The sequence below is a fragment of the Falsiphaeobacter marinintestinus genome, assembly GCF_007923355.1.
Taxonomy (GTDB): domain Bacteria; phylum Pseudomonadota; class Alphaproteobacteria; order Rhodobacterales; family Rhodobacteraceae; genus Phaeobacter_A; species Phaeobacter_A marinintestinus.
Map to the genome: position 1 here is coordinate 438,161 of NZ_VOGO01000003.1, position 21,725 is coordinate 459,885.

Sequence of the window (21,725 nt, forward strand, 5' to 3'; positions counted from 1 at the left end):
GTCCAACGTTAATGGCTCTGACCCCCGATTTCGAAACGTTTTCCAAAGCCTATGAGGCTGGCGAAAATCAGGTTGTCTATACCCGGCTTGCTGCAGATCTCGACACGCCCGTGTCGCTGATGCTGAAGCTGACCGGGGCTCAGAAAGACGCCTTCATGCTGGAATCCGTCACCGGGGGCGAAGTGCGTGGGCGCTATTCGATCATCGGGATGAAGCCGGATCTGGTCTGGCGATGTGACGGGGAAAACGCCGCGATCAACCGACATGCCCGGTTCGAACCCGACGGGTTTGAGCCGGTCGATGGCAATCCTCTGGACACCCTGCGGGAGCTGATCGCCGAAAGCCGCATCAACTTGCCCGAAGACCTGCCACAGGCTGCGGCGGGGCTATTTGGGTATCTGGGCTATGACATGGTGCGGCTGGTTGAACGGCTGCCCGATGTGAACCCGGACCCATTGGGGCTGCCGGATGCGCTGATGCTGCGCCCGTCGGTTGTTGCTGTTCTGGACGGCGTCAAGGGTGAGGTCACTGTGGTCTCGCCTGCCTGGGTCAGTGATGGCCAGTCGGCGCGTGCAGCCTATGCTCAGGCGGCCGAACGCGTGATGGACGCCGTGCGCGATCTGGAACGCGCAATGCCGGTTGAAACCCGGGGTCTTGGCGACCCACATGATATCGGCGAACCGGTATCGAACTTTACCTATGACGGATACAAACAGGCCGTTGAAAAGGCCAAAGAGTACATTCGGGCTGGCGACATCTTTCAGGTCGTTCCGGCGCAGCGCTGGACCCAGGACTTTCGTGAACCCCCTTTCGCGCTTTACCGATCCTTGCGGCGGACGAACCCGTCGCCTTTCATGTTCTACTTCAACTTTGGCGGCTTTCAGGTGGTCGGAGCGTCCCCCGAAATTTTGGTGCGGGTCTTTGGCAACGAGATCACGATCCGCCCGATCGCAGGCACGCGCCCACGTGGCGCGACCCCCGAAGAAGACCGCGCGTTGGAGCAGGATCTGCTGGCCGATCAGAAAGAACTGGCAGAACATCTGATGCTGCTGGATCTGGGTCGCAATGATGCGGGCCGGGTTGCGCGGATCGGTACCGTGCGTCCGACCGAGCAGTTCATCATCGAACGCTACAGCCATGTGATGCATATCGTGTCGAATGTTGTGGGTGAACTGGCTGAAGACAAAGATGCGCTGGACGCCTTCTTTGCCGGAATGCCCGCAGGCACTGTATCGGGCGCACCCAAAGTGCGTGCGATGGAAATCATTGACGAGTTAGAGCCCGAAAAGCGCGGTATCTATGGCGGCGGATGCGGATACTTCAGCGCTGGAGGGGATATGGACATGTGTATCGCCCTGCGCACGGCCATCGTGAAAGATCGCAAACTGTACATCCAGGCCGGTGGTGGCGTGGTCTATGACAGCGATCCCGAGGCCGAGTATCAGGAAACCGTGCATAAATCGAATGCGATCCGGCGCGCGGCGGCAGACGCGGCACGGTTTACCGGAAACGGCAATCAATGATCCCTGCCCGAGCCATGGCGCCGATCAGCTGATCGCCTGGCGTCACGCATCTGTTTGTTGCCGAATGCTGTCGGCACGGGCAAACTTTGTTTCAAGGCACGGCAGGATAGGTTTTGATGCGTAAATTTATGTTTTTCCTGAGCTTTATGGGCGCACTTGCTGCCTGCGGATCGGGCCGGAAGGCGTCTGCCCCAGAACCTGCGCCAGCTCCGGTCAGCGGTGAGACGGCGTCGTTTGCCGCAGCGCCACGCTTTGATGATCTGGACCCAGTCGAATGGCCCGGGACGAAGCCGACAAATTACCGTATTCACGGCATAGACGTGTCGCGCTGGCAGGGCGATATCGACTGGTACACGGCTCGGAATGCAGGTGTGTCGTTTGTCTTTATCAAGGCGACTGAAGGCGGTGACGTGGCCGACCCCAAATTCGACGATCATCGCACCGGCGCAAAACGGGCTGGCGTGCGATATGGTGCCTATCATTACTTCTATTTCTGCCGACCGGCGACAGAACAGGCCGAGTGGTTCATCAAACATGTACCGCGCGAAAATGGCAGCCTGCCTCATGTGCTTGATCTCGAATGGAACCATAAATCAAAAACTTGCCCGTATCGTCCTGAAGGCTATGCCGTGCGCCACGAAGCACGGGTATTTCTCGATATGCTGGAAGCGCACTACGGCAAACGCCCAATGATCTATACGACCCCGGATTTCTATCAAGACACCCGGCTTGACCAGATGCGTGGCGAAACCTTTTGGTTGCGTTCGGTCGCGGACCACCCGCGCACGGTCTATCCCGGCGCCCGCTGGACGTTCTGGCAATACACCGGTACCGGCGTTGTTCCGGGTGTTGAAGGCAAGGTCGATATCAACGTCTTTGCCGGTGCCCCGGAAAGTTGGGCGGGTTGGCGGCGCTGATTGGACTCAGATACGTTTATTCGCCCGCGTTGACTTGTGTCAGGACCGCCGAAACCGGAGCCAGCGCAACACGCTGCGCCCGATCTTGCAGGCCCCACAACAACAGAGCGCTGATCGTGTCGGGACGCACACGCCCCAGCATGATCACGCCACCTTCCTGTCGCGCGCGAAACGCCGCCTGATCCAGAAAACGACGGATCACGGTTGGCGTCTGCCCGGCCCCGTCAAAATCACGGAACACGGTCGACGACGGCACCCCGGCCTTGGCCGCAAGTTTCTGCGCCGTGTTAAGCCCGCTGGACTGCAGAATCAGACCACGACCGGTCGAAAGCGCTATGTCGGTTACCTGATCGGACAAACCGCGGTTGCCCTGGAACCCGGCGCCTGTCCCTTCGAGAATGGCGACGGTTTCCGGCAAGGTGTCCAGCCAGACACCGAATGACACTTCGGCATCTTGCGGCGATGAAGTTGCGGCTAAATTCGCCAACAAAACGACCTCGAAACCTGCCGCTCGATGAATCGCCATCTTGTCAGCGGCATCGGGTGACGCAGGATCGATGGCAAAACTGATCGGATAAGGGAAATCGTGCAGGGCCTCGGCCCCGACCGACCCGGTGTCGTCAATCAGAAGGATCGACATCAAAGGGCGATCGCCGGGATCATCGAAAGCGGCCGCATAAGCCTTGATCGGTGGATCGACTTTACCCGGAGCAGGTGCCGTTGCACCGGTGTTACGCTCTGTCAAAGGCACGACAGGCGTTCCCAAACCGGGGCTCAGGGCTGCAGTTTCCTCGCCCGCGCTACCGGCTTGGGGCAACTCGGCGACGGCGGGCGGATCGCTTGGCGCCGCAGCTTCTGGAGTTGTGGTATCTGCCTCAGGCGCTGTCCCGTCCACAACGATGGTATGGGGCTGTCCGGGTGTTGTTTGGCTTGGCGCGGTATCTCCGCCAATCAGCAACGGGGGCTTTTCTGACGTGCCGGGTGTGGGGGCTGTATCAGACGCTGCCTCTGTTTGGGGGGCAGCACCGGGATCTGTCGACACACTGGGACTGCTTTCGTCAGTGGGTTGATCTACGTTCGCACTTTCAGTTGCAGCCGTTGCGTCATCCGGCGCGGATCCAATGCTCGGTGTCTCACCCGCCACAGGTGGGCGTGCTGCAAATCCGGTTTCGGGCGTTGTCAGCTCTGGCATCGGCGGCTGAGACGGTTCGGACGAGATCGAACTGGAAGCAGCAGCATCATCAGATGGCACGGTCGGAGCGTCGGATCCGGTTTGTGAAACGTCCGGGTCTTCTGGCTCGGCAGTCACTTCGGGTGCGTCATCGCGCGGTTGCGGGCTGCCCAAATCGGTGGTCGCGTCGCCAACCTGCGGTTTATCGGCGGGATCGGTATCCGCATCGTCCAGCGTGCCTAGCCCGTCAGGTGGCGTGTCTGAGTTGTCTGGCGCCGTTGGTAGCGCCTCAACCAGATCAGCATCCGCTCCACTGGGATCGGCAGGCCGGTCTGTGGCGTCGCTGGGCGCTTCGGGCACCGCTTGTGGCGCACGCGCCCCGACATCCGGTCCCTGACCCCTTGGTGCCAAAAGCGACAAAGCGCCGACCGCAACGACTGCAGCCACCAATCCTATTACAAGACCACCGAAAAATCCGCGCATTTTACCTGTGCCTCTACTTTCTGCCCCGCGCACTGCCAATCACCCACGCGATCGTCTGAGCGATCTTGCATACGGGTGGGTCGTGCTTTCATGTGCTCTTGACGCTGCGCTGCAACCCTGAACATGTATGTCGCGACCAGTATAATGCCGGGGCGCCCTCTGCCACCAGCCCTTAATGAGCCGCGACGACATGCTTCTGCTGATAGATAACTATGACAGCTTTACCTATAACCTTGTCCACTACCTGGGCGAGTTGGGTGCAGACATCACCATTCGGCGTAATGACGCGCTGAGTGTGCAGGATGCCATGGCCATGAACCCTGCCGGCATTTTGTTAAGCCCGGGACCTTGTGATCCCGAACAGGCCGGGATCTGTCTGGCTCTGACGCAGGCTGCCGCCGAAACCAGAATTCCGTTGATGGGTGTGTGCCTTGGGCATCAAACCATCGGCCAGGCGTTCGGAGGCAATGTGGTCCGCTGTCATGAGATCGTGCATGGCAAGATGGGGCAGATCCGCCACACCGGGAAAGGCCTGTTCGCCGGTTTGCCGTCACCGTTTGAGGCCACGCGCTATCATTCACTGGTGGTGGATCGCGATACGCTGCCAGACGTGCTTGAGATCACAGCCGAACTTGACGATGGCACGATCATGGGGCTGCAGCACCGCGACCTTCCGATCCATGGCGTGCAATTCCACCCAGAATCCATCGCATCGGAGCATGGTCACGCCCTGCTCCGGAATTTCCTGAATGAACTGAAAGTCCCTGCATGAGTGATGCATTGAAATCGCTGATCGGCACCAGCGCTGATCGGCCCTTGACCCGGCAAGAAGCCGAAACGGCATTCGGCATCCTGTTTGATGGCGAAGCCACGCCCAGCCAGATCGGCGGTTTGTTGATGGCGCTGCGCACCCGTGGCGAAACCGTCGATGAATACGCCGCCGCCGCCGCTGTAATGCGCGCCAAATGCCACAAGGTGACCGCGCCCGACGGCGCAATGGACATCGTTGGCACCGGGGGCGACGGCAAGGGTACGCTGAACATCTCGACCGCGACCGCCTTTGTGGTGGCCGGCGCGGGTGTGCCAGTGGCCAAGCACGGCAACCGCAACCTGAGTTCGAAATCCGGTGCTGCTGATGCGTTGACGCAGATGGGCCTTAACGTGATGGTCGGCCCGAAAGTCGTTGAAAAGGCTCTGAAAGAGGCCGGGATTGGCTTTATGATGGCGCCCATGCATCACCCCGCAATTGCCCATGTCATGCCAACCCGGCAAGAACTGGGGACCCGCACGATCTTCAACATCCTCGGTCCTCTGACCAACCCGGCAGGTGTAAAACGTCAACTGACCGGTGCGTTTTCGCGCGATCTGATCCGACCCATGGCTGAAACGTTGCAACAACTGGGCAGCGACCGGGCCTGGCTGGTGCATGGATCAGACGGCACCGACGAACTGACCATTACCGGAGTAAGCTGGGTCGCCGCGCTGGAAGATGACACCGTGAAAGAGGTGGAATTGCACCCCGAGGATGCTGGCCTGCCGATCCATCCGTTTGACGAGATCGTTGGCGGCACACCACAGGAAAACGCGTTGGCGTTCAGTGCTTTGCTGGACGGAGCGCATTCAGCTTATCGCGATGCGGTTCTGTTGAATTCGGCGGCGGCTCTGGTCGTGGCTGAAAAAGCCACCGATCTGCGCGACGGCGTCGAACGCGCGCGGGAAAGCATCGATAGCGGTGCGGCGAAGAGTAAAATCGCCGCCGTTGCCAGAGTCACTCAGGAGGCCGCATGACCCAGACCATTCTGGACAAGATCAAAGCCTACAAGCTTGAGGAAGTCGCTGCCGACAAGGCAGAGAAACCCTTGGATGAGGTCGAAGCCGAGGCCCGCGACGCCAGCCCGGTTCGCCCGTTTGCCGAAGCTCTGCAATCGGCCAGTCGAACCGGGTATGGGCTGATCGCGGAAATCAAGAAAGCCAGCCCGTCCAAAGGGTTGATCCGGGATGACTTCAATCCGCCCGACCTGGCCAGGGCCTATGCCCAAGGCGGGGCGACCTGCCTGTCGGTCCTCACGGACACGCCAAGCTTTCAGGGCGCAAAGTCTTTTCTGACGGATGCAAGGGCCGCTTGCGACTTGCCTGCCTTGCGCAAGGATTTCATGTATGACCCCTATCAGGTGATCGAAGCCCGCGCATTGGGGGCCGACTGTATCCTGATCATCATGGCAAGCGTCAGCGATGCCCAGGCTGCTGAGTTGGAACAGACGGCGTTCGACTGGGGCATGGATGTGCTGATCGAGGTGCATGACGCTCCCGAACTGAAGCGGTCAACCGCGCTGCAGAGCCCGCTGTTGGGGATCAACAACCGCAATCTGAATACGTTCGAAACCACGCTGGATACGACACGCACCCTGTCGAAACATGTCCCGGCAGATCGCACGATCGTTTGCGAAAGCGGGCTGAACACACCTGCCGATCTTGCCGATATCGCCCTTTATGGCGCGCGCTGCTTCCTGATTGGCGAAAGCCTGATGAGGCAGACGGACGTCGAACAGGCGACGCGTAACCTTTTGGCCAACCCTCTGGTCGCTCCGGGAGGCATTTGATGTCATTGACTCATTTTGATGCCAAGGGCGATGCCCACATGGTCGATGTCTCGGACAAAGCTGATACGGCACGGGTGGCCACAGCCGAAGGCCACATCCGCATGGCCCGGGAAACCTTTGATATCATTAGCGAAGGCCGCGCCAAGAAAGGCGATGTGCTTGGCGTGGCAAGGCTGGCCGGCATCATGGGCGCAAAGAAAACACCCGACCTGATCCCGCTGTGCCACCCGCTGCCGGTGACCAAAGTTGCCGTCGAACTCACACTGGACCCAGACATACCGGGCGTTCGGGTCGAGGCCACAGTTAAGACCGCTGGCAAGACCGGGGTCGAAATGGAGGCGCTGACGGCCGTCAGTACAGCGGCGTTAACAGTCTATGACATGGCCAAAGCCGTAGACAAGGCCATGGAAATCGGAGGCATCCGAGTTATCCTGAAAGATGGCGGAAAATCAGGACGTTACGAAGCGTCATGATCACCGTTCGGGAGGCACAGGACATGCTGTTCGGGCTGGTGGCGCCATTGCCGGTCGAACACGTTCCGCTGGCGCAAGCGGCCGACCGGGTCCTGGCGCACGACGTCAAGGCCAACCGCGATCAACCGCCCTTTGCCGCCTCTTCTATGGATGGCTACGCCGTCAAGTCTGCCGAAGTGCAACTGCATGCCATGTTCAAAGTCATTGGCGAAGCTGCGGCTGGCCACCGGTTTGACGGCGCTGTCGGGGCGGGTCAGGCGGTTCGCATATTTACGGGCGCACCGATGCCAGAGGGTACAGATTTCGTTGTAATTCAAGAAGATGTGACCCGCAGTGGCGATCTTTTTACGATCACGGACGAGCCGGGCACAAAAAGCAACGTCCGCCCCAAGGCCGTTGATTTCTCTTGCGGATCAACGATGTCTGCCCCACGTCGCCTAAGGGCTGCAGATGTCGCGCTGCTAGCCTCGATGAACGTGCCGATGGTGCCGGTTGCACGCAAACCTGTGGTTGCCCTGATCTCAACCGGGGATGAACTGGTGATGCCGGGCGACACGCCAGGACCCGATCAGATCATTGCATCCAACACATTCGGCCTGAAAGCCATGTTGGAAAGTTCAGGAGCCATTGTTCGGGTCTTGCCAATCGCGCGCGATACGGTGTCGTCGCTGCAAATGGCCTTTGATCTAGCGCGTGGCGCTGACCTGGTCATAACCATCGGTGGCGCATCGGTTGGAGATCACGATCTGGTCGGCGATGTCGCTGCCACGCTTGGAATGGATCGCGCTTTTTACAAAGTGCGGATGCGGCCCGGAAAACCGCTGATGGCCGGTCGGATGGGCCGTGCGGCAATGGTCGGCCTGCCCGGCAACCCGGTGTCGGCCATGATCTGCGGCCAACTTATGGTGGTCCCGATGATCGGCAAGATGCTGGGCTTGGGCGAAAATCTCCCTGTCCGGCGCACTGCGGTACTGGCGCAGGACACAGATGCAAACGGACCGCGCGAACACTATATGCGCGCGACGATCCAGAATGGAAAACTAACGCCTGCACACAGTCAGGACAGTTCTCTTCTCTCTGTTCTTGCTGACACCAATGCGTTGTGGGTCCGTGTGCCGCATGACCCACCCCGGACAGCCGGTGAAACGGTCGAATACCTAGAGATCTGACGATCAGCCTCCAAAATAGTTGACACAAAACGTGAACATGCGTAGAACAAACGTAAACGCATGATAGCGAGGTGTGAGCAATGTTGACCAAGAAGCAACTGGATTTGCTAGAGTTTATCCATAAGCGTGTGCAGCGCGACGGTGTTCCCCCCAGTTTTGACGAAATGAAAGATGCGCTGGACCTGCGCAGCAAGTCAGGCATCCATCGTCTGATCACAGCGCTGGAAGAACGCGGCTTTATCCGGCGTCTTGCCCATCGGGCCCGCGCCATCGAAATTGTGAAGCTGCCCGAAAGCCTTGGAGGTGACAGCGGTCCTGGGTTTCACCCTCGTGTCATTGACGGTGATATGCCTAGTACTGGGCGGACGGCCGCAAATCTGGAACCCATTTCCCTGTCATCCGTCGAACTACCTTTGATGGGTCGTATTGCTGCCGGCGTTCCAATTGAAGCGATCAGCCACGCATCGTCTCATGTGGCGGTGCCAGGTTCCATGCTATCAGCTCAGGGCCATCATTATGCGCTTGAAGTCAAAGGCGACTCGATGATCGAGGCGGGTATCAACAATGGTGACGTCGTAGTGATCCGTGAAACCGACGTTGCAGACAACGGGGATATCGTTGTGGCCCTGGTCGAAGGTCACGAGGCGACTCTGAAGCGGTTCCATCGCAAAGGCACCGCTATTGCTCTGGAAGCTGCCAACCCGGTTTATGAAACCCGGGTCTATCCGGAAGACAGGGTGCAGGTTCAAGGCCGTCTTGTCGGGTTGATCCGGACCTACTGAGTCCAGATCCGATCACCGCCGATGCTTTTGGCGGTGATCATGCCGCGCCCGTCGATTGCCACTGCGCCCGTTTTCCGCAGTCGTTGCGGATCAAGGATGATGCAGGGCCCGGTCACTTGCGTATCTGCCGTCAGAACAATGACTTCGCCTGCTTTGCAACTGTCGAAATCGGCGACGGCGCGTTTACCGATGATGTGAGTCACCTGTGCTCCGGCAACTTCAATCGCACGTATCTTGCCGTCGTCCTGAGGCCAACGCGCAGCCGCGCCAACCTGATCCCGGGCATCGCCGTCATTTTCAAGCCAAACGCCAGCAACAAACCCAGCCCCTTTGGGTTTACTCAAGGCCCGTCCGTGATCAGTCAAAACCCCGACAAGCGCTCCGGTGTCGGCAATCAGGACGACAGGACGATCCGATTGCCCCCAAAGCGCAAAGGCAGCAACGATGGGAATGGTACCCGTAAGTCTCCACCGCCCCTGCCACAGGATCAGCCACAGCGCACCCGCGTAAATCAGCGGCAACACGATCGGTGCAGGGCTTTTCACATGCCCGACCGCCCCGGGTAAATCCGCCACCCAATGGGCCACGGCCAAGGTCCAGCGCAGCCCGACCCCCATCAGTTCAAGCCCCAGCGCTTCGGCACCGAAAGGCGCAAGGCATAGCGCCAGAACAGCGGATGGAATCACCAGCACTCCCATCAGCGGGACGCACAACAGGTTAGCGATCAGACCATAGTGTGACATCGTATTAAAGTGTCCGGCCCCAACCGGGGCCGTGGCCAGCCCTGCCACAGCAGACGACACGACAACCCCAACAACGGCCCCTTTCCACCTTTGCTTGGGCAGACCGCCAAAGTCACGCATCCACCCGAACACAGCGACCAAGGCCGTTGTGGCGGCGAATGACATCTGAAACCCTGGGCTCAGCAACGATTCAGGCCTAAGGATCATGACAATCATCGCGGCGACGGCCACAGCCCGAAGCGAAATCGCCCGGCGATCCACCAACACCGCGCCCAGCATCACGGCTGTCATCACAAAGGCCCGTTCCGTCGATACGTTGCCGCCGGACAACACCAGGTAACCAGCGGAGACAAGTAATGCCAAAGCAGCGGCGATTTTGCGTACAGGAATGCGCAAAGCAAGCGGCGGAATCAAAGACAGCGACACCCTGAGGGCTGTGAAAACGAAGCCTGCCAACAGGCCCATATGCAGGCCCGAAATGGCAAGAAGATGCGCAAGGTTGCTGTCGCGAAGGGCCTGCAGAGCGGCTTGGCTGACGCCGCTGCGATCTCCTGTGGTAACAGCGGCCGCGAATCCCCCGGTGTCACCCGATAATACAGACTGGACTCGTCTTGAGATGGTCATGCGTAACGCCGTGACCCGCACCGAGGCGCTCTCATACGCCGGTGGCGCTGCTGTCAAAACGGGTACACGCGTATAGCCCACACCGCCCAGCGACTGAAACCAAGCGTGTCTGCGAAAATCAAACCCACCGGGTTCTGCCGGCCCCTGAGGTGGTGACATATGCGCGGTGGTCATGATGCGTTGGCCCGTTTGCACCCGTTCGGGCAACGGCCCATGCAGCGAGACACGGACACGTTTGGGCAGGTCGCCCGGTGCGACGTTCCTTAGACGGACCTGATCCAACGTCAGGCGCAGCGCATCGGACGCGGATCGGTCAACCCCGACAATCCGCCCCTCGACCGGCCCATAGTAACGCCACTTCAGAACCGGACCCGCGATGGTGTGTGCCCGTGCGCCTGCCAATCCAAAGCCTAAAGCCAGCAAAGCAGCCGCCCACCCGAGTGCAGACCATCCGCCGGGCCACCGCAGAGCAACCAGTGCAAAGGCAGCCCCCAAACCCGATGAAACCGCGTAAACCGGCCAGTCAGGTTCGGCCCGCAACATGAAGTACAGTCCGATCCCCAGCCCCAAAAAAACCGGAGACCAGGGAAACAAATGCCCGCGCTGCTGCAAAAGCACCGCGTCAATCCCAGCCAAGATGCCCATGCTTGCCCCCTGCCGTTCGGCTCGCTAGACAGACCGGAACTTTACGTCTCCCACAGTTACCAAAAGGTAAAATCCCGTCATGCCCGATCCGGTCGTTACCCGTTTTGCCCCGTCTCCTACGGGTTTTTTGCACATTGGCGGCGCACGCACCGCGCTGTTCAACTGGCTTTATGCCCGCGGCCGCGGCGGTAAATTCCTCTTGCGGATTGAAGATACTGACCGCGAACGGTCGACCCCCGAGGCGACTGAAGCGATCCTGCAAGGTATGGCTTGGCTGGGGCTGGACCATGATGGCGACGTTATCAGCCAGTTCGCCCGAGCCGACCGTCACGCCGAGGTCGCCCATCAGCTTCTGGCCGACGGCAAGGCTTACAAGTGTTTCTCAACGCAAGAAGAAATTGCCGCGTTCCGGGAATCCGCCAAGGCCGACGGCAAGAGCACCCTATTCTGCAGCCCCTGGCGCGATGCCGATCCGGCCACCTACCCGGACGCGCCTTACGTTATTCGGATCAAGGCACCGCAGGATGGCGTGACGGTGATCCGTGATCAGGTGCAGGGCGATGTGACAATCCGTAACGATCAGTTGGACGACATGATCCTGCTGCGCTCGGATGGAACGCCTGTGTATATGCTGGCCGTGGTGGTCGATGACCACGACATGGCGGTGACACATGTGATCCGGGGCGACGACCACCTGAACAACGCTGCCCGTCAGATGATGATATATGACGCGATGGGCTGGTCGGTTCCAGTCTGGGCGCATATTCCACTGATTCACGGCCCCGACGGCAAGAAGTTGTCGAAGCGTCACGGCGCTTTGGGCGCGCAGGAATATCAGGCGATGGGCTATCCGGCCTCAGGTATGCGCAACTATCTGGCGCGACTGGGATGGAGCCATGGCGACGACGAATTCTTTACGGACGAACAGGCCCGCAACTGGTTCGATCTGGATGGAATCGGCAAAAGCCCGGCCCGTTTCGATTTCAAGAAACTGGAGAATCTTTGTGGCCAGCACATCGCGATCATGGATGACGCTGCATTGCGGCATGAAATCGAAGCTTATCTGACCGCAGCGGGTGAACCCGCCCTGACGTCAGAAAAAGCCGACGATTTGCAAGCTGCGATGTATTGCCTCAAAGACCGCGCCAAGATGTTTCCGGAACTTATTGAAAAGGCTCACTTTGTCTTGACAGACAGGCCGATCGAACTGGACCAGAAAGCTGAAAAAGCCCTGCGTTCAGTATCCGATGGTATACTGTCTGAATTGACGCCGCAGTTGCAAAATGCTAGCTGGTCGCGGGAAGAACTGGAGGCAGTCCTGAACGCGTTCGCAGCCGAGCGGGATACCAAGTTCGGCAAGCTTGCTGGCCCTCTCAGGGCCGCGCTTGCAGGACGTGCCGTAACGCCTTCGGTGTTCGATATGATGCTTGTGCTGGGGCGGGAGGAATCCCTGGCCCGGCTGAACGACGCCGCAGAAATCGTCCGGAGTTTCACGGACACATAACATTGCGGAGATACGACAGGTCGTGTGCCACCGGCGCAGGGCCTTCCTCGCAGCGCCAATGAACCGGCGCGCGAGCCGATTAGAGGAAGGGATATGTATGACTGAATCGACCAAATCCGCCACGCTGAGCCTTGATGGCAACGACTATGACCTGCCAATCTATTCGCCGACGGCGGGTCCCGATGTTCTGGACATCCGGAAACTCTATGCGCAGGCTGGCGTATTCACCTACGATCCCGGCTTTACCTCGACTGCAAGCTGCGACAGCACGATTACCTTCATTGATGGCGAAAAAGGTGTGTTGTTGCACCGCGGCTATCCGATCGATCAACTGGCCGGAAAATCGCATTATCTCGAAGTTTGCTTCCTGCTGCTGTATGGCTATCTGCCGACGGCCAACGAACTGGAGAAATTCGAGACCACGATCACCCGTCACACCATGCTGCACGAGCAGATGACCTATTTCTTCCGTGGGTTCCGTCGCGATGCACATCCTATGGCGATCATGGTCGGCGTAGTTGGCGCAATGTCAGCTTTCTACCACGATTCAACCGACATTAACGATCCACACCAGCGCGAGATCGCGTCGCACCGGCTGATCGCCAAGATGCCGACCATCGCGGCCTGGGCCTACAAGTTCTCGATTGGTCAGCCGTTCGTGTATCCGCGCAATGATATGGACTATGCGTCCAATTTCTTGCGGATGTGCTTTGCGGTTCCTGCCGAAGAATATCAGGTGAACCCGATCCTGAGCCGTGCGATGGACCGGATCTTTACCCTGCATGCCGATCATGAACAGAACGCGTCAACGTCGACTGTCCGTCTGGCGTCGTCTTCGGGCGCGAACCCGTTTGCATGCATCGCGGCCGGTATTGCCTGCCTCTGGGGTCCTGCACATGGCGGTGCCAACCAGGCATGCCTTGAGATGCTGAAGGAAATCGGCACTCCAGACCGTATTCCGGAATTTATTGCCCGCGCCAAGGACAAGAACGATCCGTTCCGCCTGATGGGCTTTGGCCACCGCGTGTACAAGAACTTTGACCCGCGCGCGACTGTGATGAAGCAGTCTGCTGACGAAGTTCTGGATTTGCTGGGCGTCGAAAACAACCCGGTTCTGGCCACTGCCAAAGCCTTGGAAGAAGCCGCATTGGCCGATCCATACTTCGCAGACAAAAAGCTGTTCCCGAACGTCGATTTCTATTCAGGTATCATCCTGGAAGCGATGGGCTTCCCGACGTCGATGTTCACACCGATCTTTGCGCTGTCGCGCACTGTGGGCTGGATTTCGCAGTGGAAAGAACAGCTGGATGATCCGGCGCACAAAATCGGGCGTCCGCGTCAGTTGTATCTGGGTGAAACCCTGCGCGATTACGTGGACATCGAAAACCGCTGATTCATTTCAAAGTTGCAAAGTTTCAATCGCCCCGAACTGAACAGTTTGGGGCGTTTTTTGTACGATACTCAAATGACCTTACCCGCGTGATTTGAAACTTTGGAGTACCGCGAATGCCCACTCACCTTTAGGTGCTCCGCGAGGCGAGTCCTGCCAACAATCCGTCAAAACGCTTCGCATTGACCGCCGACGGGAAACATCGCAACCGCTCAACTTGACGCTTCGTTAATACTGGTTAACGATTGTAGCGCATCGAAGGAGTGCTCCCAATGCTGCCCATCTATCTTCTCTGTCTGCTCGGCGCCGGATTTTGGTACGCGGTCTATGAAGAATACGATGATGATGACAGCTCAAGTAACAACGACAGATCCATCGATGGCAGCGAGGACAGCGATACCCTGTCAGGTGGCGACGGCGATGATGATATCATCGGCTATGCCGGGGATGACCATCTGAGTGGTGCCGGAGGCAACGATCTGCTGGACGGCGGTGAAGGGGATGACACGCTTTTGGGAGGAAGCGGCAATGACCTGCTGCTGGGCGAAGAAGGCGACGATATCGCAATGGGTGGTGACGGCGATGACACCCTGCGTGGGGCCGAAGACAATGACCTTTTGGACGGCGGCGCTGGCGATGATGACCTGTTTGGCAATCTGGGTGACGACGGGCTGAACGGCGGCGACGGGGATGATACTCTTGTTGGCGGTACAGGTGACGACACTTTGATTGGTGGCGACGGCGAAGATAACCTGCAGGGCGAAGCTGGCGACGACACTTTGATTGGCGGAAATGCGCTGGAAGACGACCTTACCGAAGAGCAACTGACCGCCCTGCGGGACGCACTTCAATCCGACGAAGACGCGACGCTGCCCGGCGAAGTGGCGTTGTCCCTGACAGATGACGGTGCCGCAGATACGCTTGATGGCGGAGATGGCGAAGACGACATTTTTGTCGGCGACGGGGATGAGGCGACCGGAGGCGAAGGCTCAGATATCTTTTATCTGCTGGATGGCGAAGACGAAGATCTGGCCGAGATTCTGGACTATGATCCGGAAGAAGATGCCATTGTGTACATCTACGATGAAGGTATGCCCGAGCCCGAGTTGACCCTGACCGACAACGAAGATGGCACTCAGACTCTGTCTGCAGACGGGGCCGAAGTGGCCATTATTGCCTCGGCTGCCGTTGGTTTGACGGTCGAAGACATTACGGTTCTCGAACAGAGCAGCGAACCTGAAGAAGCCGCCTAGTCCGGTTTGCGCGCGACCATATCGACCAAATTCGACATGCCGGACTGACCGGACCTTTCGTCAATCTTGGTGTCGTAATCCGTCAGGTGCAGGATCTCAGACCCGGCAAACGTATCGTCAGAAAAGCGATAGTTGATCACCGGGTTGCGGCGGGCAGCGAAACAGGTCGCATCGCAACGGGGGGGCTTCGGATTTCAATCCGGTCCGGCGCATTGCGGCCTGAATCCGCTGTGCAATCATTTCGGCATGGGCCCCCTCGCCCCGCATTCTGTGCCCCCAACGTGCGTCATAGTCCTGCCCGCCGTGCATCTCACGGACGCGCGCCATGATTTTGGCAGCTCTGTCTGGCACATTCTCGGCCAACCATTCCTGCCACAACGTCGAAACCTCTCGCGGCAGGCGCAGCATGATCCAGGTGGCCGCGTCTGCCCCAGCGTCATGACCGGCTGCCAGGAGCGCTTCGATTTCATGATCCGTGAGTCCCGGAATGATGGGTGAGGTCATCAGGCGAACCGGGATCCCTGCCCCGGAAAGCCGACGGATCGTTTCCAGTCGACGCGCAGGCACAGGCACACGCGGCTCCATCCGCCGCGACAGATCCGGATCCAACGTGGTTATCGATACCCCAACGCGCACCAGCCCCTGCGCGGCCATTGGGGCCAGAATGTCGATATCCCGTTCAATCAGAGTGCCCTTGGTGACGATAGCGACCGGGTGGTGGAAATCTGACAGCACCTGCAGACAGGATCGCGTGATTTCACGTTCTTTTTCAGCCGGTTGGTAGGGATCAGTATTGGTTCCAATCGCAATTGGCGCCACTTTGTAACGCTTGGCCCGCAGTTCTTTTCGCAACACCTCGGCTGCGGCCGGGCGCGCCACGAGGCGGGTTTCAAAATCCAGACCGGCTGACAACCCAAGATAGGCATGGGTGGGTCGCGCAAAACAATAGATGCACCCGTGTTCGCAGCCGCGATACGGATTAATCGACCGGTCAAAGGGCAGATCGGGCGACTGATTGTACGTAATCAGGGACCGGATCGGTTCTTCCCGCAACTCGGTTCGGAAAACATCCCGGTCTTCGGGAATATCCCAACCATCAGCCTCTTCTGTTCGGGACAAATCGAACCGGCCAGCAACGTTGCTAACCGCCCCGCGCGCCTTGCGTCTGTCTTTGTTGATGGCCAGTTCAGTTGACATGCGAGATAATTAGAACAAAAGAAGAACACATGCAACGACCCCATGATCTTCCTGCAAATTCTTCATTATTCATCATTGTATTTCGTCGCTATAGGTCGGTTGCAGAACGGACTGCGTCGCAATTAACGCAGTCAACCGTCCGCCTGTCGGGCCAAAAGCAAATAAAATGCCACGCGGGGTCCGCCCCGCCCAGTCTGGAAAGCGCGCACAATGTCAGAAGAAGACGACATCATCCTGTCCGAACTCGATGACGACGAACTGGTCCAACAGATGTTCGACGACCTTTACGACGGTCTCAAGGAAGAGATCGAAGAAAGCGTCAACATTCTTCTTGAACGCGGCTGGGAACCCTATCGCGTTCTGACCGAAGCCCTGGTTGGGGGCATGACCATCGTCGGCAACGACTTCCGCGATGGCATCCTCTTCGTTCCGGAAGTCTTGCTGGCCGCCAACGCCATGAAGGGTGGAATGTTCATCCTGAAACCGCTGCTGGCTGAAACCGGCGCGCCTCGCATGGGCAAGATGGTGATCGGCACCGTCAAGGGCGACATCCACGACATTGGTAAGAACCTAGTGTCAATGATGATGGAAGGTGCTGGGTTCGAAGTTGTCGATCTGGGCATCAACAATGCAGTGGACAGTTATTTAGAGGCGATCAAAGCCGAAGAGGCTGACATTCTGGGCATGTCCGCGCTTTTGACAACCACGATGCCGTACATGAAAGTCGTCATCGACACGATGGTCGAATTGGGCATCCGTGACGATTATGTCGTTCTGGTCGGCGGTGCGCCGCTGAACGAAGAATTCGGCAAAGCCATTGGGGCCGATGCCTATTGCCGTGACGCTGCCGTGGCGGTTGAAACTGCCAAAGAGTTTGTCGCGCGCAAGCACAACCAGATGAGCGCCTGACAAAGAAACCCGGGCAGGCAATGCCTGTCCCGAGATCAGGAACGCCGCGTAAGACCACATACGCGGCGCTTTTGTTGTAAAGTTTCGGCTTTGTTTCTCAATCGGTTACAAAATGTTGATAGTTTTCGGCCAATTCTCCCCTCAAAATTGACCGTGACGACCGCTATAGTTACAAACAGCCATCCAGTGATTTTGACGAGTGTGAGACAATGCCATCAACCTTTAACGTAATGTTCCTTGGCAATCTCGCCATCATCGACCCTTTCGAGGGCAACAACACAGCCGAAAACGCGTCAGCACTTGTTGGACTAAGCTTCGGCACGGTCTCGAACCCTCTTTTTGAAGGGGCCGCAAGCTGGAGTCCTGTTGGCAACCCAGGCACGTCGTATAATCAGAACAACAACCTTGGGAATGACTTTTTCCAGTTGGACGGCGGCGGCGGACAAATCTTCGATGCCGCGTCGCTTTACAGTGCCACGCTAACGTATGTTGACGGCAGCACCGCAACCATTTCGGCCGTCATCTCGCAAGACACCGCTGGCAATACGTATCTGGTACCCGAATTTTCGGCCAACGCAGACCAAGCAGCGCTTGAGGCGGCGCCGATCCGATCGATTTCTCTCGACAGCCTTCTTGGAAATACAGCATCCGGCCTGACGGTGAACCGCCAGGAATGGGATTACATGACCTGCTTTGCAGAAGGCACCCGGGTCAAGACAGCCTCGGGTCCGCGCCGTATCCAGAACATCCGCGTCGGCGATCTGATCCCGACTTTCGACAGCGGCATCCAACCCGTGCGCTGGATCGGCGAATCCACCGTAGAGGCCACCGAAGCCTTCGCACCGGTTGTTTTCAAAGAAGGCGCGATCGGCAACAAACGCGAGATCCGTGTCTCACAGCAACATCGGGTTCTGATGAACAACTGGCAGGCCGAGCTTCACACCGGCTGGAGCGAGTCGCTGGTGGCTGCCAAGCATCTGGTCAACGGCGATGATATCGTCCTCGAAACCGGGGGCATGGTGACGTATTTTCACCTGCTGTTTGACCACCACGAACTGATCTGGTCCGAAGGCGCGCTGACTGAAAGCTTCCATCCCGGTGAAATGGCGATGAACGCTCTGGACAAAGACACGCGTGACGAAGTGCTCGGTTTGTTCCCGCAACTGGGTTTGCACGAAACCGGTGGCTATGGCCCCACCGCACGTCCCGAACAAAAGCGTCACGAAGCGGTCCTGTCGGCACGGTAATCCGACGTGTCGCTAACCGGATTGCAATTTGCTGCCCGCTAGTTAGATCTGACACATCGCAACACCTGCGGAGCGCGCGCGATGGATAAGCCCGATGATTCTAGTCTGACACAAGAAACCGTCGACCTTGGGCATGCCACGGGACGCGTCCTGCTGATCGCCTGTGGTGCTTTGGCGCGTGAGATCCTTGACCTGAAGGCCCTGAACGGCTGGACTCATATGGCGCTCACCTGCCTGCCGGCTATCCTGCACAACCATCCAGATCGAATTACCACTGCCGTGGAACAGGCCGTCGCCAAGCACCGTGACGACTATGACGACATTTACGTCGTCTATGCCGATTGCGGCACCGGAGGTTTGCTGCAGACCGCCTGTGACCGACTGGGCGTCAAGATGGTTGCAGGTCCGCACTGCTATTCCTTTTTCGAAGGAAACGACCGATTTGCGCGCCATGGCGAAGACGAAATCTCAACCTTCTACCTGACCGATTTTCTGACACGTCAATTTGAGGCCTTCGTGTGGAAGCCACTGGGTCTAGACCGACATCCCATTTTGCGGGACACTTACTTTGGCCACTACGAAAAACTGGTCTATCAGGCCCAAACCGACGATCCGGTGCTGACGGACAAGGCCCGCGCGTGTGCTGACAAACTGGGCCTTGAATTTGAACGACGCTTCACTGGCTATGGCGATCTAGAAACCGCACTTCGTGACTGGTCTGATCTTTCGAAATCTTCTCTTTGAAAAAACTCCGGGGGTGAATTGGCCGCCGGCCAAGAGGGGGCAGCGCCCCCTAGCCTTTCGCGACTTCGCGCGCGGCGATGTCGCGGATTCGTTCGATCATTGCGCGCAAGCCATTTGACCGCTGAGCCGACAAATGGTCGTTCAGGCCAAGCCGGCCCAATTCGGCCTTGGCATCGACTTTCAGCACGTCGCCGATTGGCAGATCGTTATACAGCATTCGAAGAATCGCGATCAGGCCACGTACGATCATGGCGTCGCTTTCGCCGTCAAACCGGAACACGCCATTTACGATACTTGGGTGTAACCAGACCTGACTGGCGCAGCCATCCACTTTGGTCGCCGGTACTTTCAGGGCGTCTTCCAGCGGGTCCATCGCCTTGCCCTGTTCGATAACATGGCGATAGCGGTCTTCCCAGTCTTCCAGAAATTCGAAATCCTCAACGATCTCTTCGAATGCGGCGCTGGCCATATGGTCTGTCCTCGATCTGTCTGCGCTTCTGACCTAGGCCGCGCCTGCCCGGCTGTCCAGACCCTGCCTTGCGGCTTTTCAACCGGACGCGGATGCGCTAACCGGGTAACACGCGAAAAAAATACGAGTGGCGGGCAATATGCGGAAATCCCTGACGGTTGTGTTGGTCACAGGTCTTCTGGTCTCGGCTTGTGGGTGGAGTGGCTCAAGGCTTAACCCGACCAACTGGTTTGGTGATAGCACCGAGATCGGCGAACCGGTTGTCGACGATGTCGCTGCGGTCAATCCGCTGTTACCCCAACAAACCAATAGAACACGCCTGTTCAGACGCCCCGAAGCCGAAGATCTGTCGGTCCCGATCCAGACGATTACTGAATTGCGGGTCGAACCTGCCGCCAGCGGTGCCATTGTGTACACTGTTGGTCTGGCCGCACGTCAAGGGGCCTACGCAGCAGCGCTGATCCCGGACCCGCGCGACGGCGATCAGGAAAGCGGGACCTTGACGCTGACATTTCGCGTGACATATCCGCAAACTCAGACGGCTGTTGGCAGCGACGCGACACGTACTGTGCACGCCGCATATAACCTGTCCGTCGATGCCGTGAACGAGGTGCGCACAATCCGCGTTGTCGGTGCAGAAAACGCCCGCGAGGCCCGGCGGCGTTAAAGTTCTACGACCTTGACGGCCTGGCCCTTAGCCGCCAGTCCGATCTTGCCTTCGCACAGACGCAGTGCGTCTTCGCCAAAAACCTCGAACCGCCAACCTGACAAGGCCGGAACGTCGCGCATGCCAGCAGCGATCGCATCCAGATCGGCACTGGGCGCAATCAGCTTGGCCGCCACACCCGAACTTTCGGTCTTCGATTTCAAAAGCACGCGCAACAAATCGGCCAACGCAGGGTTTACCTGCAACTTTTCGCGGCTCCGGTCGGGTTGAGGCAACTGGTCCTGCGGGCAATTCATACCGCGTTTTACAGAGGCCAGGATCCCGTCAGCAATCGCGCCTTTGCGGGCTTCTCGCAGCAAAAGCCGTAATCCACCAAGGTCTGCGTGGGTTTGCGGCTTGCTTGACGCCAGTTCGACCAACGCATCGTCTTTGTACACCCGGTTTCGAGGAACATTGTTTGACTGTGCATGATTTTCACGAAACGCGGCCAGTTCGCGCACAACGGCAAGGAACTTGCTTGAATTGGTTCGGGTCTTGACCCTGCGCCACGCCTCTTCCGGACGTATATCATAGGTCGCCGGGTCAGTGAGAGTCCGCAATTCTTCGGACACCCAATGGCTGCGCCCCGACTTTTTCAGTTCTGCGTCCAGATATTCATAAATATCGCGCAAATGAGTCACATCGGCGACCGCATAGTTCTTTTGTGCATCCGTCAGGGGGCGGCGCGACCAGTCTGTAAACCGCGAGGTTTTGTCCAGAGACTCCCGCGCTATCTTACGGACCAGCGTTTCATAGCCAACCTGCTCTCCGAACCCGCAAACCATGGCAGCAACTTGTGTGTCAAACAGCGGTTCCGGGAACACGTGCGCGTCCACCCAGAAAATCTCAAGATCCTGCCGGGCCGCATGGAACACTTTGACCACCGATTGGTCACGAAACAGATCATAAAGCGGATCCAGCGCCATGCCATCGACCAGCGGGTCAACCAGAACGGCGCTGTCGGGCCCTTCTTCGGGGACCGCCAGCTGGATCAGACACAATTTGGAATAATATGTGCGTTCGCGCAGGAACTCGGTGTCAACGGTGACATATGAGTGGCTGTGCGCCTTGCCGCAAAAGTCCGCAAGCTCTTGCGTCGTCGTGAGAGTTTTCATCAGCAGTTTTTTCTTTGTTTTTTGGCTCTGATATTGACCTGCCTATCCGGCAGACAGGCGC

Annotated in this window: 21 protein-coding genes; 15 read left to right on the forward strand and 6 right to left on the reverse strand. The window is 58.2% G+C overall.

The window, feature by feature from the left end:
- Positions 1–11: 11 nt before the first annotated feature.
- Both trpE and FOY56_RS09320 read left to right on the forward strand, forming a co-directional pair.
- The gene (gene trpE / locus FOY56_RS09315; RefSeq protein ID WP_146345561.1) at positions 12–1,523 is read left to right on the forward strand and encodes an anthranilate synthase component I; all 1,512 of its coding nucleotides are present in this window, start codon (positions 12–14) and stop codon (positions 1,521–1,523) included.
- 116 nt (positions 1,524–1,639) lie between these two features.
- Entirely contained in the window at positions 1,640–2,440 is an 801-nt protein-coding gene (locus FOY56_RS09320; RefSeq protein ID WP_146345562.1) for a glycoside hydrolase family 25 protein, read from the forward strand.
- A 16-nt stretch (positions 2,441–2,456) separates the two neighbouring features.
- Here the strand turns inward: FOY56_RS09320 and FOY56_RS09325 are convergent, their stop codons facing one another.
- Positions 2,457–4,094, reverse strand: a complete 1,638-nt coding sequence (locus FOY56_RS09325; protein WP_146345563.1) for a divergent polysaccharide deacetylase family protein — start codon at positions 4,092–4,094, stop codon at positions 2,457–2,459.
- 190 nt (positions 4,095–4,284) lie between these two features.
- On the opposite strand from FOY56_RS09325, the gene FOY56_RS09330 reads away from it, so the two are divergent.
- The 6 genes from FOY56_RS09330 to lexA all read left to right on the forward strand — a co-directional run bounded on the left by FOY56_RS09330 (position 4,285) and on the right by lexA (position 9,118).
- Positions 4,285–4,866, forward strand: a complete 582-nt coding sequence (locus tag FOY56_RS09330) for an anthranilate synthase component II (protein ID WP_146345680.1) — start codon at positions 4,285–4,287, stop codon at positions 4,864–4,866.
- The gene (gene trpD / locus FOY56_RS09335) at positions 4,863–5,882 is read left to right on the forward strand and encodes an anthranilate phosphoribosyltransferase (RefSeq protein WP_146345564.1); all 1,020 of its coding nucleotides are present in this window, start codon (positions 4,863–4,865) and stop codon (positions 5,880–5,882) included. The genes FOY56_RS09330 and trpD overlap by 4 nt, the downstream gene beginning before the upstream one ends.
- Positions 5,879–6,694: an indole-3-glycerol phosphate synthase TrpC gene (gene trpC, locus FOY56_RS09340; RefSeq protein ID WP_146345565.1), complete on the forward strand. Its 816-nt coding sequence runs from the start codon at positions 5,879–5,881 to the stop codon at positions 6,692–6,694. Before trpD ends, trpC begins: the two co-directional genes overlap by 4 nt.
- Positions 6,694–7,167 carry a cyclic pyranopterin monophosphate synthase MoaC gene (gene moaC / locus FOY56_RS09345; RefSeq protein WP_146345566.1) on the forward strand — a complete coding sequence of 158 codons (474 nt, stop codon included), beginning with the start codon at positions 6,694–6,696 and terminating at the stop codon, positions 7,165–7,167. The genes trpC and moaC overlap by 1 nt, the downstream gene beginning before the upstream one ends.
- Positions 7,164–8,336: a molybdopterin molybdotransferase MoeA gene (locus FOY56_RS09350; RefSeq protein WP_146345567.1), complete on the forward strand. Its 1,173-nt coding sequence runs from the start codon at positions 7,164–7,166 to the stop codon at positions 8,334–8,336. Before moaC ends, FOY56_RS09350 begins: the two co-directional genes overlap by 4 nt.
- Positions 8,337–8,416: 80 nt before the next feature.
- Positions 8,417–9,118: a transcriptional repressor LexA gene (lexA, locus tag FOY56_RS09355; RefSeq protein ID WP_146345568.1), complete on the forward strand. Its 702-nt coding sequence runs from the start codon at positions 8,417–8,419 to the stop codon at positions 9,116–9,118.
- Here lexA and FOY56_RS09360 read toward each other — a convergent pair.
- Positions 9,112–11,130 (reverse strand): ComEC/Rec2 family competence protein, encoded by a 2,019-nt coding sequence (locus FOY56_RS09360; RefSeq protein WP_146345569.1) that lies wholly within the window; start codon positions 11,128–11,130, stop codon positions 9,112–9,114. The genes lexA and FOY56_RS09360 overlap by 7 nt on opposite strands.
- Before the next feature lie 79 nt (positions 11,131–11,209).
- Here FOY56_RS09360 and gltX point away from each other — a divergent pair, with 79 nt between their 5' ends.
- The 3 genes from gltX (at position 11,210) to FOY56_RS09375 (ending at position 15,277) form a co-directional block, all read left to right on the forward strand.
- Positions 11,210–12,634 carry a glutamate--tRNA ligase gene (gene gltX, locus FOY56_RS09365; RefSeq protein WP_146345570.1) on the forward strand — a complete coding sequence of 475 codons (1,425 nt, stop codon included), beginning with the start codon at positions 11,210–11,212 and terminating at the stop codon, positions 12,632–12,634.
- Positions 12,635–12,731: 97 nt separating this feature from the next.
- Positions 12,732–14,027, forward strand: a complete 1,296-nt coding sequence (gltA, locus tag FOY56_RS09370) for a citrate synthase (RefSeq protein WP_146345571.1) — start codon at positions 12,732–12,734, stop codon at positions 14,025–14,027.
- Between the two features lie 269 nt (positions 14,028–14,296).
- A complete protein-coding gene (locus FOY56_RS09375) occupies positions 14,297–15,277 on the forward strand; it encodes a calcium-binding protein (RefSeq protein ID WP_146345572.1) in 981 nt (326 codons plus the stop codon).
- On the opposite strand, the gene FOY56_RS23560 is transcribed toward FOY56_RS09375, so the two are convergent.
- Together FOY56_RS23560 and FOY56_RS09380 are read right to left on the reverse strand one after the other, a co-directional pair.
- Positions 15,274–15,417, reverse strand: a complete 144-nt coding sequence (locus FOY56_RS23560; RefSeq protein WP_186766293.1) for a hypothetical protein — start codon at positions 15,415–15,417, stop codon at positions 15,274–15,276. The genes FOY56_RS09375 and FOY56_RS23560 overlap by 4 nt on opposite strands.
- Positions 15,395–16,474, reverse strand: coding sequence for a PA0069 family radical SAM protein (locus tag FOY56_RS09380; RefSeq protein WP_146345573.1), 1,080 nt, complete (start codon positions 16,472–16,474; stop codon positions 15,395–15,397). The genes FOY56_RS23560 and FOY56_RS09380 overlap by 23 nt, the downstream gene beginning before the upstream one ends.
- 210 nt (positions 16,475–16,684) lie before the next feature.
- Here FOY56_RS09380 and FOY56_RS09385 point away from each other — a divergent pair, with 210 nt between their 5' ends.
- The 3 genes from FOY56_RS09385 to FOY56_RS09395 all read left to right on the forward strand — a co-directional run bounded on the left by FOY56_RS09385 (position 16,685) and on the right by FOY56_RS09395 (position 19,374).
- Positions 16,685–17,383, forward strand: a complete 699-nt coding sequence (locus FOY56_RS09385) for a cobalamin B12-binding domain-containing protein (protein WP_146345574.1) — start codon at positions 16,685–16,687, stop codon at positions 17,381–17,383.
- 209 nt (positions 17,384–17,592) lie between these two features.
- Entirely contained in the window at positions 17,593–18,630 is a 1,038-nt protein-coding gene (locus FOY56_RS09390; protein ID WP_146345575.1) for a Hint domain-containing protein, read from the forward strand.
- Between the two features lie 81 nt (positions 18,631–18,711).
- Complete coding sequence (locus FOY56_RS09395) at positions 18,712–19,374, forward strand: DUF1638 domain-containing protein (RefSeq protein WP_146345576.1); 663 nt, start codon at positions 18,712–18,714, stop codon at positions 19,372–19,374.
- 49 nt (positions 19,375–19,423) lie between these two features.
- On the opposite strand, the gene FOY56_RS09400 is transcribed toward FOY56_RS09395, so the two are convergent.
- Complete coding sequence (locus tag FOY56_RS09400) at positions 19,424–19,843, reverse strand: SufE family protein (RefSeq protein ID WP_146345577.1); 420 nt, start codon at positions 19,841–19,843, stop codon at positions 19,424–19,426.
- Between the two features lie 139 nt (positions 19,844–19,982).
- Between FOY56_RS09400 and FOY56_RS09405 the strand changes: the two genes are divergently transcribed.
- A complete protein-coding gene (locus FOY56_RS09405) occupies positions 19,983–20,510 on the forward strand; it encodes a hypothetical protein (RefSeq protein ID WP_146345578.1) in 528 nt (175 codons plus the stop codon).
- Here the strand turns inward: FOY56_RS09405 and rnd are convergent.
- On the reverse strand, positions 20,507–21,664 hold the full coding sequence (gene rnd, locus FOY56_RS09410) for a ribonuclease D (RefSeq protein ID WP_146345579.1): 1,158 nt from the start codon (positions 21,662–21,664) through the stop codon (positions 20,507–20,509). The two genes, FOY56_RS09405 and rnd, sit on opposite strands and share 4 nt — an antisense overlap.
- Positions 21,665–21,725: the final 61 nt, after the last annotated feature.

Excerpts from the sequence above, each read along its gene's own strand:
- trpE (WP_146345561.1), top strand. The coding sequence starts at position 12 with ATGGCTCTGACCCCCGATTTCGAAACGTTTTCCAAAGCCTATGAGGCT.
- FOY56_RS09320 (WP_146345562.1), top strand. The coding sequence starts at position 1,640 with ATGCGTAAATTTATGTTTTTCCTGAGCTTTATGGGCGCACTTGCTGCC.
- FOY56_RS09325 (WP_146345563.1), bottom strand. The coding sequence starts at position 4,094 with ATGCGCGGATTTTTCGGTGGTCTTGTAATAGGATTGGTGGCTGCAGTC.
- FOY56_RS09330 (WP_146345680.1), top strand. The coding sequence starts at position 4,285 with ATGCTTCTGCTGATAGATAACTATGACAGCTTTACCTATAACCTTGTC.
- trpD (WP_146345564.1), top strand. The coding sequence starts at position 4,863 with ATGAGTGATGCATTGAAATCGCTGATCGGCACCAGCGCTGATCGGCCC.
- trpC (WP_146345565.1), top strand. The coding sequence starts at position 5,879 with ATGACCCAGACCATTCTGGACAAGATCAAAGCCTACAAGCTTGAGGAA.
- moaC (WP_146345566.1), top strand. The coding sequence starts at position 6,694 with ATGTCATTGACTCATTTTGATGCCAAGGGCGATGCCCACATGGTCGAT.
- FOY56_RS09350 (WP_146345567.1), top strand. The coding sequence starts at position 7,164 with ATGATCACCGTTCGGGAGGCACAGGACATGCTGTTCGGGCTGGTGGCG.
- lexA (WP_146345568.1), top strand. The coding sequence starts at position 8,417 with ATGTTGACCAAGAAGCAACTGGATTTGCTAGAGTTTATCCATAAGCGT.
- FOY56_RS09360 (WP_146345569.1), bottom strand. The coding sequence starts at position 11,130 with ATGGGCATCTTGGCTGGGATTGACGCGGTGCTTTTGCAGCAGCGCGGG.
- gltX (WP_146345570.1), top strand. The coding sequence starts at position 11,210 with ATGCCCGATCCGGTCGTTACCCGTTTTGCCCCGTCTCCTACGGGTTTT.
- gltA (WP_146345571.1), top strand. The coding sequence starts at position 12,732 with ATGACTGAATCGACCAAATCCGCCACGCTGAGCCTTGATGGCAACGAC.
- FOY56_RS09375 (WP_146345572.1), top strand. The coding sequence starts at position 14,297 with ATGCTGCCCATCTATCTTCTCTGTCTGCTCGGCGCCGGATTTTGGTAC.
- FOY56_RS09380 (WP_146345573.1), bottom strand. The coding sequence starts at position 16,474 with ATGTCAACTGAACTGGCCATCAACAAAGACAGACGCAAGGCGCGCGGG.
- FOY56_RS09385 (WP_146345574.1), top strand. The coding sequence starts at position 16,685 with ATGTCAGAAGAAGACGACATCATCCTGTCCGAACTCGATGACGACGAA.
- FOY56_RS09390 (WP_146345575.1), top strand. The coding sequence starts at position 17,593 with ATGCCATCAACCTTTAACGTAATGTTCCTTGGCAATCTCGCCATCATC.
- FOY56_RS09395 (WP_146345576.1), top strand. The coding sequence starts at position 18,712 with ATGGATAAGCCCGATGATTCTAGTCTGACACAAGAAACCGTCGACCTT.
- FOY56_RS09400 (WP_146345577.1), bottom strand. The coding sequence starts at position 19,843 with ATGGCCAGCGCCGCATTCGAAGAGATCGTTGAGGATTTCGAATTTCTG.
- FOY56_RS09405 (WP_146345578.1), top strand. The coding sequence starts at position 19,983 with ATGCGGAAATCCCTGACGGTTGTGTTGGTCACAGGTCTTCTGGTCTCG.
- rnd (WP_146345579.1), bottom strand. The coding sequence starts at position 21,664 with ATGAAAACTCTCACGACGACGCAAGAGCTTGCGGACTTTTGCGGCAAG.